Here is a 17,732-nt window from a genome sequence, read left to right on the forward strand (position 1 = left end):
ACTAATTGCTAAATTGTATGAACTTAACGCCAGACAGTAAAGTTTTAATTCAAGGGTTCTGTGAATTTATATCAGCAACTCATATTGCTCAAATGAAAGCTTATGGAACTAATTTAGTAGCTGGTGTTGATCCTGGATGTGGTGGACAGCAAATCTACGATCTGCCAGTGTTTGACTTAGTAGAGGAAGCAATATCAAAATTTGGGCAAATTGATACGACGATTATTTGTGTACACCCTTACAAGGTGCTAGATGCGGCTTTAGAAGCGATCGCCTCTCATATTCGACAGATAATTATTATTTCTGCTGGTGTGCCACCTTTGGATATGGTGGAATTACTCCGCAAAACAGAGACTCATGAAATCTTGCTGGTAGGACCCAACAGTCCGGGAATTATTGTTCCTGGTAAAATTCTCTTAGGCACTCAACCTAGTGAATTTTATACTCCTGGTTCAGTGGGAATTGTTAGCCGCAGTAGCACTCTTACTTATGAGGTAGCCTGGGAATTAACCAGAGCGGGTTTGGGTCAATCGATTAGTGTCAGCATTGGTAGTGATGCTATTGTCGGTTCATCTTTCTCTCAGTGGTTACAAATTCTCGATGAGGATGAAACTACAGAAGCGATCGTTTTAGTCGGCCAACCAGGGGGAGAGAGTGAAGAAGCTGCTGCACGATACATAGCTGAAGCTATTGATAAACCTGTCATTGCTTATATTGCAGGTAGACACGCACCAACAACCAAATCTTGGCATCAGTCAGGAAATTTAGCAACCGTTGTTAGACGTGATCATAATTTTGGGACAACACAAAATAAATCAGCGGCTTTCCAAGCAGCACAAGTTCCTGTGGCTGAATATCCTGCTCAAATTCCCCAATTGTTGAAGAAGGTGATGGGGAATAGGTGAAAGGCAAGAGGCAAGAGGAATGTAGAGACGTTTCATCAACCGTCTCTACAAGGATTTTTGATAACGCACTATTTAAACTGGTTTGATTTTTAATAGATAGTTCTTCCTTATCAAAATCAACTATATCAGGTTTTGGGGTTGAAGTAAACACTCTTACTTCATTATTTTGGGGACTGGGCAGAAAATCAATAATTACGAATTACCAATTACCAATTACGAATTACCAAGGGAATAAAATCAAATACCTGACTATCATGATTTGACTTTAGCAGCTTGCTATACTCTGCGTACGCCCACATTAGAGGCATTGCAGAACCTGTTGGTTTTCCTTAGTGTCAAAATTACTTAACTATATAATATCTATTGTTTAATTTTTTTTTGAGAAGTGCTACTCGTATTCTGGCATTACTTTACAAGTTTGAGGTGGAGATTGCCTCTAACTATTGGATGAACAAACACTTCTATCGCCAGATATAAGTTTCATCCAATCAAATTTTTATAATTAATTAAATTATATGAAATCATTAAAATAAGAAAGTGAGAACAGTTGTTGCCAAATAAAAAGTAGGCTTGACCAAAAATTTGGATTTTTTTGATAAAAAAACATATTTAAAGAATGCACCGAATCAAAATAAATAAATTATTTTAAATTACTTATGTTCTAAATCAGTCCTACGATAGTATTCTTGGTTTTCTATTTTAGCTAAGAGTAATTAAGAAGACTTTTGGGGAAAGCAAATTTAAAAGTTAAACGTCATAAGGAATTTTGTTTTGCTCAAAATTAACTTATATTGCAGCGTCTGGCGATCGCCAGAAAAAAGCGATGTTCGCTCTGCCTCTTAATAGCCAAAATCTCCCTTACCCTGACCCCATACACCCGATTGTTGTCCATTTTGTAATTGCGATGGTGTGTTTTTCATTCATTTGTGATTTGGTGGGTTATTTCAGCCGCAATCCACGTTTGTTTGAGGTCGGTTTCTGGAATATATTTGTCGCGGCGATCGCTATTTTTGTCGCCATAATCTTTGGACAGTTTGAAGCAGGTCTGGCACAAGTGTATCCAGCAGTCCAGCCTACACTTAATTTTCACACCGTTATGGGTTGGTCACTTGGGGCGATTATTGCCGCTGTGACAGCTTGGCGGTTTGTAATTCGCAATCGCAACCCCCTCAAAGTTCCTCCTACATATCTTGGTATTGCTACGTTTTTGATTTGTCTGGTGTTCTTGCAGGTATATCTTGGCAGCAAATTATTTTGGGTATACGGGTTGCACGTCAAGCCTGTCGTTGAAGCGATGAAGCAGGGAGCTTCTCCATGAACTCGCAGCTAATTGACTCTTTAGGATTGAGGTTAGGTGCTAACGCACTACCCTACGAAATTCCCATGCACCCGCAATTCGTTCATTTGACATTGGGTTTGTTTATTATCGGTATTTTATTTGACATAGCAGGAGCTATTTTCTCCAGAGAACGACCAATCTTCAAATTTTTGGGTCTTCCCGCCATCCGTTCTGGTTTCTTCGATGTTGGCTGGTACAACCTTTTGGGGGCGGCTGTTGTGACATTTTTCACTGTCGCATTTGGTTTTTTCGAGCTACTGCTGGCAAATCCACAAGTTAATTACAAGAGTGATTGGGGGTTGAGTGCCTCTTGGACAATGCTTTTGCATGGTTTGGGTGGCGTTTTGTTGCTGGGGGTCATCGTTGCCATGACTGTGTGGAGATGTTTACAACGCTACCACTGGCGCAAGGATGCTTCCAGACAAGTGCAGTGGAGTTATTTGTTAGTAGGCATTCTGACGCTCGGTATTTTGTATGTCCACGGAACTTTAGGAGCGCAATTGGGAGAGGAGTTTGGTATTCACGTTACAGCGGCTAAGTTACTTCAAGAAGGTACAAACCCAAATTTGCTGCTCAAATAATTAAACGAGAAGCATTCTGAGTTTATGGTTAGATTTTGGGAATATTTACTAATAGCTGGTTTGATTGCAGTGCTGCTCGTTGTCAGCCATTGGATTGGGCAGCAAGCTTATGCTTGGATGCCTCTTGAAGCTACAGCAGAAGCACAAAAAGTAGATGATTTGTTTAGCTTCTTAGTTTCAATCGGAGCATTTATTATCCTTGGGCTTGTAGCCATGATGGTGTACTCGATACTTTTCTTTCGCGCACCCAAATATGACTACAGCGAAGGACACCCATCTAGAGGCGATCTCAAGCTAGAAATTTTATGGACGGCGATTCCAACTTTGCTAGTTTTGTGGATTGCATTCCAAGGCTTCAATATTTATCAGCAATTAGATGTTCTAGGTCTGAGGCAAATCGTACATTTACATACACCCCTAGAATCACAACCAGCCTACGCCATAGCGACTGGTGAGAAACCTAAACCAGCTGCTGAGACTATTGAGGTCTTCGTAAAGCAGTGGGACTGGTCTTTCCGTTATCCAAATAATGTTACCAGCAATGAATTACACCTGCCTGTAAATCTTCGTACTCGCCTCAATATGCACGCTAAGGATGTACTCCACAGTTTTTATGTCCCTGAATTCCGTTTACAGCAGTATATTGTCCCTGGACGGGATATTGACCTCGTAGTTACACCCACTCGCACAGGGAAATACAAGCTAAAAGATGCTCTATTTAGTGGTACTTACTTTGCTTTGATGGATGCCAATGTACAGGTTGAATCCCTTGAGCAATATAACCAGTGGCTGACCACAGCGGAACAAGAACCAACAACCATCAAAAATCAGGCAGTAGCTGAGTATACCCAACCGCCAAAAACATTGTTCAAGAGTGGCTGGTACACTGTCGCACCTAATCAAACGGCAATCGCACAGAACGCAGTGCCGTAGGCAATACTCCAAAGGAGCGATCGCCAAGGAAAGAATAGTAATGAATAAAACATGATTTTATGGAAAGTATCACTAGAGATCAAGATTCCCCAACATCTCAGAACGAGCCTGAGAATAAATGGCGACGATACTTCAGCTTCAGCACTGACCATAAGGTGATCGGTGTTCAGTACATGGTGATGTCTTTCTTGTTCTTTTTGGTTGGCGGACTGTTAGCGATGCTCATCCGTGCCGAACTAATTACACCTGCATCAAATGTGGTAGATCGTCCCCTTTACAACGGCTTGTTCACCTTGCACGGGACAATCATGATTTTTCTATGGATTATCCCTTTCAATGCAGGTATCTCTAACTACTTAGTACCGCTGATGTTGGGAGCGCGGGATATGGCGTTTCCTCTACTCAACGCCATCTCTTTTTGGATGATTCCACCAGGAGGCATTTTATTACTATCTAGCTTCTTACTACCCAATGGTACGGCGCAGTCTGGCTGGTGGTCTTATCCACCAATTAGTCTGCAAATTCCTCCTGGTCAGCCAATAAATGGTGAATTTATTTGGATTGTTAGTTTAGTCATCATCGGCATTTCTTCAATTATAGGGGCTGTTAACTTCGTAACTACCATCTTTTGGATGCGCGCCCCAGGAATGACCTTTTTCCGAATGCCTGTGTTTGTTTGGTCAGTTCTCAGCGCCCAGTTGTTGCAGCTAGTTAATTTACCTTCCCTCACAGGTGCATTGATCCTGCTGTTATTTGATCTCAGTTTGGGAACGCAATTCTTCAAACCTTTAGAGAATGGCGACCCTATCATTTACCAGCACCTATTCTGGTTCTACTCCCACCCCGCAGTTTACATCATGGCGCTACCAGCCTTTGGTATATTTGCGGAGGTTCTGCCTGCCTTTTCCCGTAACCCTCTGTTTGGCTATCGGTCATTAGCTGTTGCTTCTTTAGGCATTGTTGTAGTCAGCATTTTCGTTTGGGTACATCATATGTTCACTAGTGCTACCCCTAGCTGGATGCGGATGTTATTTATGGTGACATCAATGCTCGTTGCCGTGCCTACCGGTGTCAAGGCATTTGGTTGGACTGCTACAATTTGGAAGAGTAAGCTGCACTTAGAGACACCCATGCTGTTCGCGATGGGAGGTGCAGCCATGTTTCTGCTTGGTGGTGTTACTGGCGTGATGTTAGCAGCAGTACCGTTTGATATTCACGTCCACAATACTTACTTTATAGTTGGACACTTCCACTACATTGTCTTTAACACCATCACGATGGCAATTTTTGCCGCCATTTACTTTTGGTTTCCGAAGATTACCGGACGAATGTACGCCGAAGGCTGGGGTAAATTACATTTTTGGTTAACCTTTATTGGTGCTAACCTCACGTTCTTCCCCATGCTGCCACTAGGTTTACAGGGAATGGTACGCCGAATTTCCTCCTACGACCCACGCTATCAGGGCTGGAATGTCGTTGCTAGTCTAGGCGGCTTCTTGCTGGGAGTATCTATATTGCCCTTTATTGCCAATATAGTGGGTTCATTGCTATACGGAACAAGGGCAGTTAACAATCCTTGGCACGCCACAGGACTGGAATGGACAACCACTTCACCACCACCGCAAGATAACTTTGAACAAATTCCAGTTGTGAAAAGACCCCCTTACGATTATGGTGATCCCAAATATTCAGTGATAGAACCTCCCGACTATCATCAGCAAGAAAATTAATAGCCTTCCCAGTCCCCAGTCCCCAGAACCTATGAACCGTGGCGTAATTCATGTAGATGAGAGTCCAATTCCTTTGGAACGGTGGCGGCGATACCTACCAACTTGGCTAAAGCGTTTCCTCCCAATCCGTGGTGGACGTGCTGAAGACCATCATGGTAAAGGTATGTTCGGGTTTACCGTGTTCCTGCTGTCGGAAAGCATAGTTTTTTTGAGTTTTATCTTTACTTATGTTGCCCTGCGATTGACACATTCACAAAATTGGCTATCACCTGGTATTTCGGGTCCAGAATTGTCTACTTTTGTGATTATTAGCACGGTGGTGTTACTGTCCAGTAGCTTTGTCATTCAACGGGCTGAAAATGCTCTCCAGCGTAATCAGATCAATAAATTTCGTTGGCTTTGGTTGATGACAATTTGCATGGGAACTTATTTCTTAATCGGTCAAGGAATTGAATGGAGCAACCTTGATTTTGGGTTAAGCACAGGATTAGTTGGTTCTACATTTTATGTATTAACAGGTTTCCACGGTCTGCACGTTCTTGCGGGTGTGATTTTTCAGATTATTATGCTTGTCCGTTCCTTCATTCCAGACAATTACAACAAAGGTCATTTTGGTGCAAGTGCAACCACTTTATTTTGGCATTTTGTTGATATAGTTTGGGTCTTCTTATTTTCGCTTCTCTATCTTTGGTAAACATAATAATATTCAGAAATTAGCATTATTTTTAGGAGTAATTTTATGAAGTCATTAGCACAAGAATTACCATCTCCAAGCACAATTCAAGAAACTCCAATACCTAATAAAAACCAAGACCCACTCATTGCACACGGTTTACAAAAAGAGCAGTATGTTGGCATTGTCGGACTATTGATAGCTCTGGTTGCAGCTGTAGGATTTTTTAGCCGCAGGTTTGAATATGCTATTTTATTCGCTCTTGTTCTTAGTGCTATTATTATTGCTTTCTTCTTATTTGTATAGCAAATTAGTCATTTGCTATTTTCCTTTATCCATCTATTCCTATGTGCTTCTGCGTTTTTCCCTAATAATAATAAATCCAAATCTGTAAAAATTTCACGCTTGGAGAGTTTTTATGAACAGCCCAGTTTATCAAACTGTGATCGTCGGGGGTGGTTTTACTGGTCTATTTACAGCCTTACACTTAGCTCACGAACACTATCCTCGCTCTGTGATCTTGATTGATAAAAATGAACGCTTTTGTTTTAAGCCATTACTTTATGAATATTTCGATGGCGAAATGGATAGCTTTCAAGTAGTACCGCACTTTTCGGAATTACTTAAAGGTAGTGGTGTCATCTTTGTTCAAGATACAGTTCAGTCAATAGACCTGCATCAACGGCAAGTCGAATTGGCTTCTGGGAATTCCTACAAATACAGTAACTTAGTATTAGCTTTGGGTAGCGTTACTGGCTATCATCACGTTGAGGGTGCGAATGTTAATGCCTTTCCTTTTTGGACACAAGCTGATGCGATCGCTCTTGACCGACATTTACGTGACTGTTTACAAAAAGCCATCCAAACGGAAGATGTAGAACAACGCCGCAAATTATTAACAGTAGTGGTAGTTGGTGGTGGTGCTTCCGGTGTGGAAATGGCAGCAACTTTAGCTGATTTTCTCCCACATTGGTATGGCGCTTTAGGCGGTAATTCGGCGGAAATCCGGGTCATTCTTCTCAATCATGGTCAAAAAATTCTCGATGGCGATATTAACGATCCGTTGCGTCCAATCGCTGAGACAGAATTGCAAAAACGGACTGTAAAAATTGCAATTATTAAGGAAGCAGAAGCAACTGCTGTTCACCCTCATGCCATTGAATATAAGCGCAATAATGAAGTTACAACATTGCCGACGCATACCACAATTTGGACGGCTGGAACTTCTACCCATCCCCTAATTCAAGACTTACCAATTCCGCAAGAACATCGGGATCATCATAATCGTCCTCTAGTCACTCCCACGATGCAATTGCTCGACTTTCCAGAAGTTTTTGCGGGTGGTGATTGTGCAGCAGTTCAGGATAATTCGCTACCACCTACAGCCCAAGTTGCTTATCAAGAGGGAGCAAATATTGCTCGGAATTTGAAAGCCCTTGCTCTAGGAGAAGACTGCAAACCATCTCAGGTTGACATCCGGGGAACTCTGTTGAAGTTGGGGGTAAATGATGCTGCTGCTAACTTGTTCAATGTTTTTGAAGTTGCAGGCGAACCCGCGCATTTAATCCGTCAAGGGACTTATTTAACGCTATTACCAACACCAATTCATGATTTTAAAGCTACTACAGAATGGCTCGATGAAGAGGTATTTCATCATCATCTCGACTCTCACGATGTAGGCCAAAAAGTTGTGCAGGCGGTTGAATTGGTTGGTGCTGGAGTCGTTGGTGTTTTAGTGGCGAGAAAACTATTAAAAATGTTGGGTGATGAGGAGAAGAGGTAATATAGCTGTAGCCAGATTAATTAGGACGCTTGCTTCACGTAAATTGTCCGATGTAGATAAAAGCTTGCGAACCTTACTTTTCAAAGTCGCCCAACACTTTTCAATCCGCCATCTATTAGCTGGTTTCACTGTGATGAATGACAATAAGTAAGTGGGCGTTAAAAATTGTCGTTATGACAAGGGAACAGGGAACAGGGAACGGGGAACGGGGAAGAGGGTTTTGGTGAATTTACTTTTTATTACATACTTCGGTTTTTTCCCGCCGACTTACTTAGATGGCAATATTTGTCTATGGATGGGGCGAAGTTTTACAATACCAATTACCAATTACCAATTACCCATGATGATATTTTTCCAATAATTCAGGAATATAATCATAACCATCTACACCGATAACGGAAATCATTTTAGGGCGATTTTGTTGCAGCAATACTTGGAATTTGTCTGCCCCTAATTGTCCTTTGATTATTGTCAATAAACCTGCGGGTTGTCGCCACTCTTGGGAAGAAATTTGCTCTAATAGATACATTCCCAGGCTACCAGTATAAATAGTTTTTTCAACATTTTGCAGGTGATAATAAGCTTCTGCTAAATAGGCTAAATTTCGACCTTGAGTATATAAATCTCCAGAAACTTGTGCGGTTTTAAAACCAACTTCCAGATATTTAATAGCAGTTTCATATTGTGCAGTAACTAAATAAGCAATACCTAAGCTGCTAAAACATAAAGATTGAGTTTGAAGATCACCTAATTTTTCTGCTAACTTTAAACCTTGTTCTAGATAATTAATTGCAGATTCATAAACTTCTGGTTCGATGTTTTCTAATTGCTGTGCTTGCATAACTTCGCTGTAACCTAAATTTACCAGCGCGTTAGTTTCTCCGGTTTTGTCACCTGCTTGTCTACTTAATATTAATGCTCTTTGACTATTGTTAATTGCTTCGGCATAATTTTTTTCTTGAACATAAGTACGACTGAGGTGGTTAAGATTAGCGATTTCACAAGGTCTATCTTTGGCATTTCTGGCTATTTCTAAAGCTTGTTGATGAAAATTGATTGAGCGCGGATAATTGCCTAAAGCACGTTGAGAATAACCCAATAATGTTAAAATTCTGGCTTTTTCTTGGGTTCCTTCCGCAGAACGCAGCGGTTCATCTAAATAATCAAGTGTATCCCGTAAATAACTACCAGAAAAGGAAGCAAAAATCCCACCATAGAGGGGAAAATAAGGACGTTGAGCAAAAGTTCGCAGAATTTGCAGCATTATTTGTGAAGCTGCATTGCTATATATTACTGCTTGGGTTTGAAAACCGTTTGCTAATTGACTCCAAATAACTGCAAAGGTTAAAAATGTGGAAATGGATAATTTGGGGCCTGCTTGAATATCATAAGCTTGTTGATCAAACCAGGTAACTAAACCTCGTTGTAAGAATTGTAAAACAATTGCTAATTCTACCCAATTGCTGAGGGTAATGTTCGGTTGTTTTTGGGTAAATTCAATTGCAGATTGTTCTATTGCTAAAGTCTGAAAAAATGATTGTGGTATTTCGCTTTTGACTAATTTTGCCCAACTGGCCCAAGGTCCTCTTTCTCCAGGTACTCCACCAAATCCTAGAGAACCTTTTTGTTCATACATCCAACTGAGTAGGTTTTCTTGGATGCGTTGCCAAGAAGCGATCCCCTGAGTCATGCCTGTGGATATCTGCATTAAATCAGAGTTAGCTGCACCAAATTGTTGTAAAGATTTGGCTAGTTGTTGTAGTTGGGATAAATTTAGGGGATATTTTTGATTAGGATCGGTGTAGCGCAGTAATACAGCTAAACGTTCATCATTACTGGCAATGGTAATTTCCCGTACTGCTAAAGCTATGGCTTCTGTGGCTTTGTTTTGTTCTTGCCAGCGTTGCCATTGAGTTTGAATGGTTTTAATGGCTCTTAAACTGCGTGTGGCTTTGGATTTCTTGAGTTCGTCTTTTTCGCTATCTACTTGTGTTTGCAGGGTTGTCAAGCGATCGCTCAATGCTAACTCAAACACTTCTCCCGTACCAGAAGCGATGCTTTTGAGTAATATTTGATATACCTGCTCTACAGAGCTAATTTTGCCCTTGAGGGTGGTTTCGACTATTTCATCAATTAATGCGAGGTAGCGATCCTGCAAAGGTAGGGATTCAGACACTTTAGATAATAAGGAATATAACAACAATCCTTATTTTATCTCAATCCCCCAAATCCCTTACCTCTTCTAGAAGCTGAGAGTTTGAAGCAAATTTTTTACCCCTACCTCTTGGCAATTATCAAATTTATAAGATACACTCATTTTTAGATAAAAGCCTCACTGCCCACAGGGTCGTAACAGTGAGTGGCCTCGTTGCCCCATTTTAGGGGTCGTAACAACGAGATTTTAGAACACAAACAAGGAGTAGGCAATGATGAAAAACACCCAACAAATACATAACAAAGGATCAACAAATGTCGAAATTTCGCCACGAGAAGAACTGGTACTGCTGGCGCTTTACAACAAAGAACTCTATGGTTTGCAAATTCCGCAAGCTATGGAAGAAGCTAGTGGTGGTCAGCGTCAAATGGGGATCGGTACGCTTTACCCTGTTCTCCATTCTTTGGAAAAGAAAGGGTTGGTCGAATCCCGTTGGGGAGATGAAGGACGTGAAGAACGAGGTGGAGCAAGAAGACGTTACTATAAACTTACAGGTAGCGGCGTTACCACCCTCCAAGCTGTCCAGTCTTTCCGTGCAAATTTACTTACCTGGCAACCTAGTTAGGGAAACAGCAGGTGTGGAATTTGAAGATCATGATTGGGAACTGACTGTTAGAGAACTGCAAATTAATTTGCAGTATTTACAAAGTATTCCATCATTAAAATCAGAGGAATTTATTAAAGTTGCAGAAGAACTGATAAACCAAGAAGAAGAATTAGTAGAAAAATTAGAAAAGTTATCTCAGCTAGATAAGAAATTACGCAAATATAAGAAATTTGAACCTGCGGAAACTTGGGCTAGTCGCTGGGTTGCTTCTCCTATTGCTTACCTTTTTCCGCCAGAACGACGGGAAGAATGGTTAGGTGATTTGTCTGAAGTGAATCGGGAAATGTTGCACAAAGGATTTCCCCGTTGGCAGGTTAATTTGAATAATCTGGTAAAAACGGTAATTTTGATTATATCAGCTTTACAGATTAAGTTGTCAGACTTGCTTTCACTAGGTCAGTCAATGAATAAGTAGATGATGAATTAACCGCTTTTTTTAAACCCCACCCCTAACCCTTTGCACAAGTAAAGCTACTTTATTTGTCAAGTGGGTTAGGCACACAAGGTAATAGAGTAATATAGTGTAGAAATCTGATTGAGGTTTATTTTAGGTATGACGAATATTATTATTTATAACCTTGATGATGAAATCAAATCTCGTCTGCAAAAACGAGCAGAAAAAAACGGACGTTCTCTGGAAGAAGAGGCCAGAGAAATCCTCTACATGACTCTGACAGAAAATAACGAAAATTCCTTAAATCTAGCTACTCGGATTGAACAACGGTTTGCGAATTTTGGAGATTTTGAATTACCAGAAATAGCGAGAGAACCTATTCGTACTGTATCAACATTTGAAGAATGATTATTCTTGACACAAACCTATTGTCAGAACTGATGAAGCCTAAAAAGTCTGAAGCAGTGCGTAATTGGACAAACCAACAACCCTTAATGAGTCTGTTTACCACAACAATTACTCAAGCAGAAATTCTTTATGGTATCACTTTACTAGCTGAGGGAAAACGACGAGATGAACTCGCTCAAGCAGCGCAATTGATGTTTTCTGAAGATTTTGCTGGACGTATTCTTCCCTTTGATCAAAATGCTGCTGTAGCATTTGCTAATATTGCATCCCAACGACGAAAAAATGGTACTCCAATTTCTCAAGCTGATGCTCAGATTGCGGCTATTTGTTACATTCATAGAGCAACTATAGCAACACGCAATGTTTCTGACTTTAAAGGGTGTGGTATTAATATTATTAATCCTTGGGAATATAAATCAATCATGGAAACCTGAGTATCCTCACTAAAGAGGGTGTACCCAAAATTTTAACGTCATACCTTTAGTTGATGTCACCGTCCTCGAAACTCCTGCTATAAAATAAGAGACCTGCAAATCAAAAAATATCCCCATTTTCCCAAACCACAAGCAATTTTTGGAGATTTTTTTATTTGTAATTCTCCCGCAACTGATTCACAACTTGATCCAATCCTACAGAATGGGCAGCTTTAAATAATAAGCGATCGCCTTCCTGCACATAAGTCTTTAATCTCGTTACTAAATCAGCATGAGTTGTCCAACATTCACAAGGAATACCTTTAGCACTATCAGCGATAATTTCCGCATCTTTGCTATCAGCTAACACCAACAAACCATCTAAATTCAATTTCTGCACCATTTCCCCAACTTGTTGATGTAACTGTTGGGATCTATCTCCTAACTCCTTCATTGCCCCTAATACGGCAATTTTCCGCTTTCCAGGTGTATCTGCTAATAACTGCAAAGCTGCTAACATTGCTTCTGGGGCGGCGTTATAAGTTTCATCTAAAATTACGATATCATTAGGTAAAGTAAATCGTTGCGATCGCCCACCAGGCATATTTACCATCACCCCAGCTTGCAGGGTTTTCCAATCAATTTCTAACACTTGGGCTACTGCTAAAGCAGCTAAAAAATTAGTAGCATTATGACGACCAGGTAAGGGTAAAGGTAAACGCAATCCTGCCACTTCTACAGTTTCATTATCAACTAACTTTCCTTGAATATCGCCACCAGAAAAACCATAACTAATCACTTTCCCCTGCCAAAATTTCCCTGCTGTCTCCATTAATAGAGGACTATCATGATTCAGAATTGCCACACTATCACCAGGCATTTCGGCTAATAACTCACATTTGGCTTCAGCTATCGCTGCTTCTGAACCCAATAACTCAATATGTGCCGTCCCGACATTAGTAATTACACCGATAGTTGGCCTGGCTATTTGTGTTAATTCCGCAATTTGTCCCCTCCCCCGCATCGCCATTTCTATTACCGCAAAATCATCTTCTGCACCTAGTTCTAACAGCGTTTTGGGAACACCGATTTCGTTGTTGAAATTTCCATAAGTTTTGTGAACTTGTCCTCTAGTTCCTAAAACTGCGGCAATCAGTTCTTTGGTTGTAGTTTTACCCACTGAACCCGTTACTCCAATCACGGGAATCGAAAAAGAATCCCGCCACCATCTAGCAATTTGCTGATATGCCTTTAAGGTGTCGGCAACTTGTAATACAGGTAATTCAGGGTTTTCATAAGTATAATCCACAATGGCTGCGATCGCACCCTTAGCGATCGCCATCGTTACAAACTCGTGTCCATCAAACTTTTCGCCACGTAAAGCCAAAAACACCTCACCTAGTCCTAAAATCCTGGTATCTGTTTGGATACCGTTACTAACTTTAGCTAACGCAGATGCAGATAAATTTACAGGACGGGCTTCAAGAACTTCCACCAATTGGGATAAAGTGGCTGAAACAAGCATACTGATAATCAATAAAAGTTAATTACCAAATCCTACACTACAGTAGATCCCCAACACCCAAATCCCCGACTTCTCACATCAATATTTATTTCCCAGATCAAAAAGAAGTAAGGGATCTTATCGTTCAGCGACGGCAATCCTCTATCCTTTACAAATCTATATATTTACAAATCTATATATTTACAAAACTTAATCTACAATTATTTCACCGATAAAACACATAAAAGAGACATCGGTTTTCTTCATTAAAAATATCAAGTCCCGCTATAGTACATTTGTACTGTTACATTTGCCAGGGTAACTAGGACAAGCTCCAATTCTCAATCATCTGACTGCTGACTGCCATAAATTGCCGTCCCAGTAGCGGTACAGTTACCTGCGGGGCTGAAAAACTTTACCACTTCCAGGCAAACCTGCAACGCTGTGAGACCTGTAGAGTTTGCTGTTACCCAGATTGAGGGTGAACACGCGCATTGAATATTGTGGTTTGGGAACTACACCCAAGGAGTGTAAATTTAGTGTTCTCCTGTTTTTTCAATTGTCTCAATCACTGCCAAACCTATGCTAGAAGCTGCAATTAAAAGGATTGCTGAGATCAAATAGGCATTGGTCAGCATTCGGAGGGCTTCGTCAAAAAAAATGTAGGTGGTCATTTGTTCACCTTCTGAACTTTAAGCGGCTACTAGTGCTATTTATTACTCAATGCCTTGATAGATTAATTTGGCTGATTAATTCCTAGCAATAGCATCTTAACAAAACTTTAGCTGTTTCAGAACCCCATGACAAACTTTTCTCTCTAAAGATTTGATGAATTTAACCGAGATTTGGTGAGAGACAATACAGAAAAATACTATAAGTAAAAATAACCGCCATTCTAAGTACAGTAAAGGTTGCGGCAAAATTGTATGGTTTTTTACAAATTTACCAAGGATGATTATGGAGTCTTTACATTTAGCAATATTCACCAATCGCCTATTATTACAGCCGATATCACTCAAATATAAAGAAGATATTTTTAAGGAATTCACCGCTGAAATTGCGACTTATTTATATGCTGCTCCACCTAGAGAAATTGAAGGTACTGAATTTTTTATTAAACAATCTTTACAGGAAATGGAAAAAGGAGAGAATATAACAGTTGTGGTTTTAAAGAAAGATTCTCAAGAATTTTTAGGTTGTAGTGGCATATATAAAGTTAATAGCAAATATCCCCAAACTGGAATTTGGTTGAAAAAATCAGCATTCGGTCAAGGGTACGGAACAGAAGTAATTCAAGCCTTGAAGGAATGGGCTGACGCTAACTTAGATTATGAGTATCTGAGATATCCTGTAGATCAGGAAAATATTCCCAGTCGAAGAATTGCAGAAAAGCTAGGAGGGCAAATGTTTAGCAAATACAAGCATACTAACTTGAGTCATAAAGTCTTAAATGTAGTTGAGTATAGAATCTTCAAAACCTGAGATTTACACTGAAGCTATTTTATCAGTGTTCTTTTGACTAATTCTCATTAACAATCCAAGTATTTATACGCAGAAAAATTTAAAAATATTGTTAAAGTTTGATGATCTTAAAAACGAACCAGGAATTTTCATAAAAGGAGTCAGGAGTCAGGAGTCAGGAGTCAGATGATGTCCGGCAAATCACGCTGAATATGTCATTGCGAGCGGAACGTTCACGTTCGCCATGGCCTATAACTCCTACGTCGTCACGCCAGCTATAGCCTTACTGTGCCGAAGGCATAGTGAAACGACGCAATCTCAAGGTTTTTGGGATTGCTTCCCTACGGTCGCAATGACGGTTATTTGAACAGAAATAAATATTCCCTCTTCCCTCTTCCCTCTTCGCTGCTACAAACAAGGTCCAATTGTGGCAGTTACTGATTTTGATAACGATGCTAAATCATAGCCTCCTTCTAAACCAAATAAGATTTTGCGAGTTACACCTAAACAATATTGAGTGAATAAACCAAAATCTTCAGGTTGCAAAGACATACTTGCTAAAGGATCATCTTCTAGGGCATCATAACCAGCACTGACAATGAGTAAATCTGGTTGAAAGTTGGTTAAAAACGGTAATATTTTGTGTTCCCACAATGGTTGATATACGCTGAGATCACTACCAGGGGGTAGGGGTAAATTTAAAACATTATTATGTAAACCTTTCTCGGAAGCTCTCCCAGTACCAGGATAGCAGGGGTATTGATGTAAAGAACAATATGCAATTTGTGAGTGAGTCTCCACTATTGCTTGAGTACCATTCCCGTGATGTACATCCCAATCTAAGATGGCGACACGGTTGATACCCGGTTGTTTTAAGGCGTAGAAAGCAGAAATAGCCGCATTGGAGAATAAACAAAACCCCATCCCCGTATTACTTTCCGCATGATGTCCCGGTGGACGCGCTAACACAAAGGCGGGATTTTCCCTAGTTAAAACCATATCTACTCCATCTAACCAAGCACTCACCGCTAACAAAGCCACATCATAACTGCGGGGAGAAACTGGGGTGTCTCCATCTAAATAACCACCACCAGTAGCAGCGATATCTTTAAGTTTCTGAATGTATGTTGCCGTATGGGCAGTTTCTATCCAAGACATCAACTCCGGTTTGACGGGTGTGGGATGCAACCAGTGGATTTTTTCAGCAAAGTCAGCAGTTTTTAAAGCCTTGACAACCGCACTTAAGCGTTCTGGTCTTTCTGGATGATAGCGTCCGGTTTTGTGATCTAAAAATTCTTCCGAATAGATGACTGGTAGCATGGGCCCAAAAGCAAAAGACTGAATGCAATTCTAGCCTGACTGTTCGTTGCTATAGCCAGTCATTATATCAGAGGGTTCATCCAGCATTTCGGGAACTAAAGCTTGATTTCCCCGTTTTTCCGTTGCTGATTGTTCCCGGATCACATCATCCATTTTTGGCGGATGTTTAATTTTGTCCAGTACCTCTGGACTTAATTGGGATGCGTCTGTTTCCGGGTTCAGCTTTTCGGCTTGATTGGGAACTGTTTTTTTATTCATGAATATTTTCACAACTTTACCAATCAAGTCTAAAAAATATGATTGTTAAATTTACCTATCTATAGGCTGAATTTATGTGAAGAATCCTCAACTATCTCACCAGCTTTGTAGAAACTTCTGCCGGAACATCTCTACACCTAAATGCTAATTTTTGATAGAGATAGATCCCCGAATTCTTATTTATCATTTCATACAACAAATATCTAAGCGATGAAGCTATCCTGAAGCCGACTCGGTGAAAACTTTTATCAAATTGCTACATCAGATTCAATTAATTTAAAACCCCAAGGTTTCAGAGCAGCGATCACTATTTCTCTTTTCACACCTTCATAAGCCTCCCATTCAGAGTGTTTATCTTTGGGATGTCCGTCACCGATATGACCTGCAACTTTTATCACCGGAAAACCCGCCAAGTAATGGCGCTCTATTCCTTTTGGAAGTGCTAGTTGAACTTTGTGTCCTACAAATTTGGATGAACCTGAATTAGCTACAGATTCACGGATTAAACAGATATCACCAGCCGTTCCCCAAGTGGTTTGGTAGATGTGGAGGAACGATATACAAGTTTCTGGTTTAATGGCTCTTTTGAGAATTTGCATTATCTCTACTCTTGACAATTTTGTTAATCAAATTATATATGTATTTTAAATTTCACACAACATAAGCACTTAAATTTTTTCTTCTCGTATTTATTATGACTACCTGGTAATTCTGAGAGGAAGTGCGATTCGTTCGCTATTGATGTGGGTGAGTTGATGTTTCTTGGTTCTCTCCACTCTTGAGTCTAGGGCAAACGCATCTAAATTCTAAAACAAAAAAATCTCCAATTGTAACTCTAAAATCTAAAATGGCTAATCAAAGAATTCTTAAATTAGTGCCGCAATAATATTGATGCTCATAGCTAGAACAGTAGTATTGAAAAAGAAGGAGAACACACCATGCAGCAAAGTCAAGCGCCTCATAGAACGTATTGTGGTCTGCACATCGGAAACTTGACTAGTCATAGTTCCAAAAAGCATAGACAAATATCTCATGCCTTTCGTTTGCCGGGAATAACCCCGACGGGGCGTTAGCGAAGCTCCTCCGAAGGAGGCACTACAACGCCCTCTATCCCTAGACTAAACGCTGTCGGGACTACTTTACGTAAAATATTCAAACTACCATTCACATCAGCGTGAATCAGTTTACCATTACCAGCTTTATAAAGC

The 17,732-nt window shown here is 40.3% G+C and carries 20 protein-coding genes; 13 read left to right on the forward strand and 7 right to left on the reverse strand.

Annotated features, from left to right (window positions below):
- The first annotated feature begins 17 nt into the window (after positions 1 to 17).
- The 8 genes from H6G06_RS13635 to H6G06_RS13670 all read left to right on the forward strand — a co-directional run bounded on the left by H6G06_RS13635 (position 18) and on the right by H6G06_RS13670 (position 7,944).
- Positions 18 to 905: a succinate--CoA ligase subunit alpha gene (locus tag H6G06_RS13635; RefSeq protein ID WP_190560895.1), complete on the forward strand. Its 888-nt coding sequence runs from the start codon at positions 18 to 20 to the stop codon at positions 903 to 905.
- Between the two features lie 823 nt (positions 906 to 1,728).
- Positions 1,729 to 2,223 carry a DUF2231 domain-containing protein gene (locus tag H6G06_RS13640; protein ID WP_190560973.1) on the forward strand — a complete coding sequence of 165 codons (495 nt, stop codon included), beginning with the start codon at positions 1,729 to 1,731 and terminating at the stop codon, positions 2,221 to 2,223.
- Positions 2,220 to 2,825, forward strand: a complete 606-nt coding sequence (locus H6G06_RS13645) for a DUF2231 domain-containing protein (RefSeq protein ID WP_190560897.1) — start codon at positions 2,220 to 2,222, stop codon at positions 2,823 to 2,825. The genes H6G06_RS13640 and H6G06_RS13645 overlap by 4 nt, the downstream gene beginning before the upstream one ends.
- Positions 2,826 to 2,849: 24 nt before the next feature.
- Positions 2,850 to 3,758 carry a cytochrome c oxidase subunit II gene (locus H6G06_RS13650; protein WP_190560899.1) on the forward strand — a complete coding sequence of 303 codons (909 nt, stop codon included), beginning with the start codon at positions 2,850 to 2,852 and terminating at the stop codon, positions 3,756 to 3,758.
- A 59-nt stretch (positions 3,759 to 3,817) separates the two neighbouring features.
- Positions 3,818 to 5,488: a cytochrome c oxidase subunit I gene (locus H6G06_RS13655; protein ID WP_190560901.1), complete on the forward strand. Its 1,671-nt coding sequence runs from the start codon at positions 3,818 to 3,820 to the stop codon at positions 5,486 to 5,488.
- A 31-nt stretch (positions 5,489 to 5,519) separates the two neighbouring features.
- Entirely contained in the window at positions 5,520 to 6,182 is a 663-nt protein-coding gene (locus tag H6G06_RS13660) for a cytochrome c oxidase subunit 3 (protein WP_190560903.1), read from the forward strand.
- A gap of 45 nt (positions 6,183 to 6,227) precedes the next feature.
- Entirely contained in the window at positions 6,228 to 6,467 is a 240-nt protein-coding gene (locus H6G06_RS13665) for a hypothetical protein (protein WP_190560905.1), read from the forward strand.
- Between the two features lie 112 nt (positions 6,468 to 6,579).
- Positions 6,580 to 7,944, forward strand: a complete 1,365-nt coding sequence (locus H6G06_RS13670; protein ID WP_190560906.1) for an NAD(P)/FAD-dependent oxidoreductase — start codon at positions 6,580 to 6,582, stop codon at positions 7,942 to 7,944.
- A 334-nt stretch (positions 7,945 to 8,278) separates the two neighbouring features.
- On the opposite strand, the gene H6G06_RS13675 is transcribed toward H6G06_RS13670, so the two are convergent.
- Positions 8,279 to 10,120 (reverse strand): tetratricopeptide repeat protein, encoded by a 1,842-nt coding sequence (locus H6G06_RS13675; protein ID WP_190560909.1) that lies wholly within the window; start codon positions 10,118 to 10,120, stop codon positions 8,279 to 8,281.
- 250 nt (positions 10,121 to 10,370) lie between these two features.
- On the opposite strand from H6G06_RS13675, the gene H6G06_RS13680 reads away from it, so the two are divergent.
- The 4 genes from H6G06_RS13680 (at position 10,371) to H6G06_RS13695 (ending at position 12,002) form a co-directional block, all read left to right on the forward strand.
- On the forward strand, positions 10,371 to 10,724 hold the full coding sequence (locus H6G06_RS13680) for a PadR family transcriptional regulator (RefSeq protein ID WP_242039693.1): 354 nt from the start codon (positions 10,371 to 10,373) through the stop codon (positions 10,722 to 10,724).
- Positions 10,693 to 11,181, forward strand: a complete 489-nt coding sequence (locus tag H6G06_RS13685) for a hypothetical protein (protein WP_190560911.1) — start codon at positions 10,693 to 10,695, stop codon at positions 11,179 to 11,181. The genes H6G06_RS13680 and H6G06_RS13685 overlap by 32 nt, the downstream gene beginning before the upstream one ends.
- Before the next feature lie 138 nt (positions 11,182 to 11,319).
- Positions 11,320 to 11,568 carry a FitA-like ribbon-helix-helix domain-containing protein gene (locus H6G06_RS13690; RefSeq protein ID WP_190560913.1) on the forward strand — a complete coding sequence of 83 codons (249 nt, stop codon included), beginning with the start codon at positions 11,320 to 11,322 and terminating at the stop codon, positions 11,566 to 11,568.
- Complete coding sequence (locus H6G06_RS13695; protein ID WP_190560915.1) at positions 11,565 to 12,002, forward strand: type II toxin-antitoxin system VapC family toxin; 438 nt, start codon at positions 11,565 to 11,567, stop codon at positions 12,000 to 12,002. Before H6G06_RS13690 ends, H6G06_RS13695 begins: the two co-directional genes overlap by 4 nt.
- A gap of 151 nt (positions 12,003 to 12,153) precedes the next feature.
- On the opposite strand, the gene H6G06_RS13700 is transcribed toward H6G06_RS13695, so the two are convergent.
- Both H6G06_RS13700 and H6G06_RS13705 read right to left on the reverse strand, forming a co-directional pair.
- Positions 12,154 to 13,506 carry a UDP-N-acetylmuramoyl-tripeptide--D-alanyl-D-alanine ligase gene (locus H6G06_RS13700; protein WP_190560917.1) on the reverse strand — a complete coding sequence of 451 codons (1,353 nt, stop codon included), beginning with the start codon at positions 13,504 to 13,506 and terminating at the stop codon, positions 12,154 to 12,156.
- A gap of 515 nt (positions 13,507 to 14,021) precedes the next feature.
- Positions 14,022 to 14,159, reverse strand: a complete 138-nt coding sequence (locus H6G06_RS13705) for a hypothetical protein (protein WP_190560919.1) — start codon at positions 14,157 to 14,159, stop codon at positions 14,022 to 14,024.
- A gap of 283 nt (positions 14,160 to 14,442) precedes the next feature.
- Between H6G06_RS13705 and H6G06_RS13710 the strand changes: the two genes are divergently transcribed.
- A complete protein-coding gene (locus H6G06_RS13710; RefSeq protein WP_190560921.1) occupies positions 14,443 to 14,967 on the forward strand; it encodes a GNAT family N-acetyltransferase in 525 nt (174 codons plus the stop codon).
- A 387-nt stretch (positions 14,968 to 15,354) separates the two neighbouring features.
- Here H6G06_RS13710 and H6G06_RS13715 read toward each other — a convergent pair whose 3' ends face one another.
- The 4 genes from H6G06_RS13715 to H6G06_RS13730 form a co-directional block, all read right to left on the reverse strand.
- Positions 15,355 to 16,266 carry a histone deacetylase family protein gene (locus tag H6G06_RS13715; RefSeq protein WP_190560922.1) on the reverse strand — a complete coding sequence of 304 codons (912 nt, stop codon included), beginning with the start codon at positions 16,264 to 16,266 and terminating at the stop codon, positions 15,355 to 15,357.
- 30 nt (positions 16,267 to 16,296) lie between these two features.
- Positions 16,297 to 16,524, reverse strand: a complete 228-nt coding sequence (locus tag H6G06_RS13720) for a hypothetical protein (RefSeq protein ID WP_190560924.1) — start codon at positions 16,522 to 16,524, stop codon at positions 16,297 to 16,299.
- Between the two features lie 248 nt (positions 16,525 to 16,772).
- Positions 16,773 to 17,123: a hypothetical protein gene (locus H6G06_RS13725; RefSeq protein WP_190560926.1), complete on the reverse strand. Its 351-nt coding sequence runs from the start codon at positions 17,121 to 17,123 to the stop codon at positions 16,773 to 16,775.
- A 267-nt stretch (positions 17,124 to 17,390) separates the two neighbouring features.
- Positions 17,391 to 17,558 carry a DUF1345 domain-containing protein gene (locus H6G06_RS13730; protein ID WP_190560928.1) on the reverse strand — a complete coding sequence of 56 codons (168 nt, stop codon included), beginning with the start codon at positions 17,556 to 17,558 and terminating at the stop codon, positions 17,391 to 17,393.
- Positions 17,559 to 17,732 lie beyond the last annotated feature (174 nt).

This window comes from Anabaena sphaerica FACHB-251, assembly GCF_014696825.1.
In the GTDB taxonomy this organism is placed as follows: Bacteria; Cyanobacteriota; Cyanobacteriia; order Cyanobacteriales; family Nostocaceae; genus RDYJ01.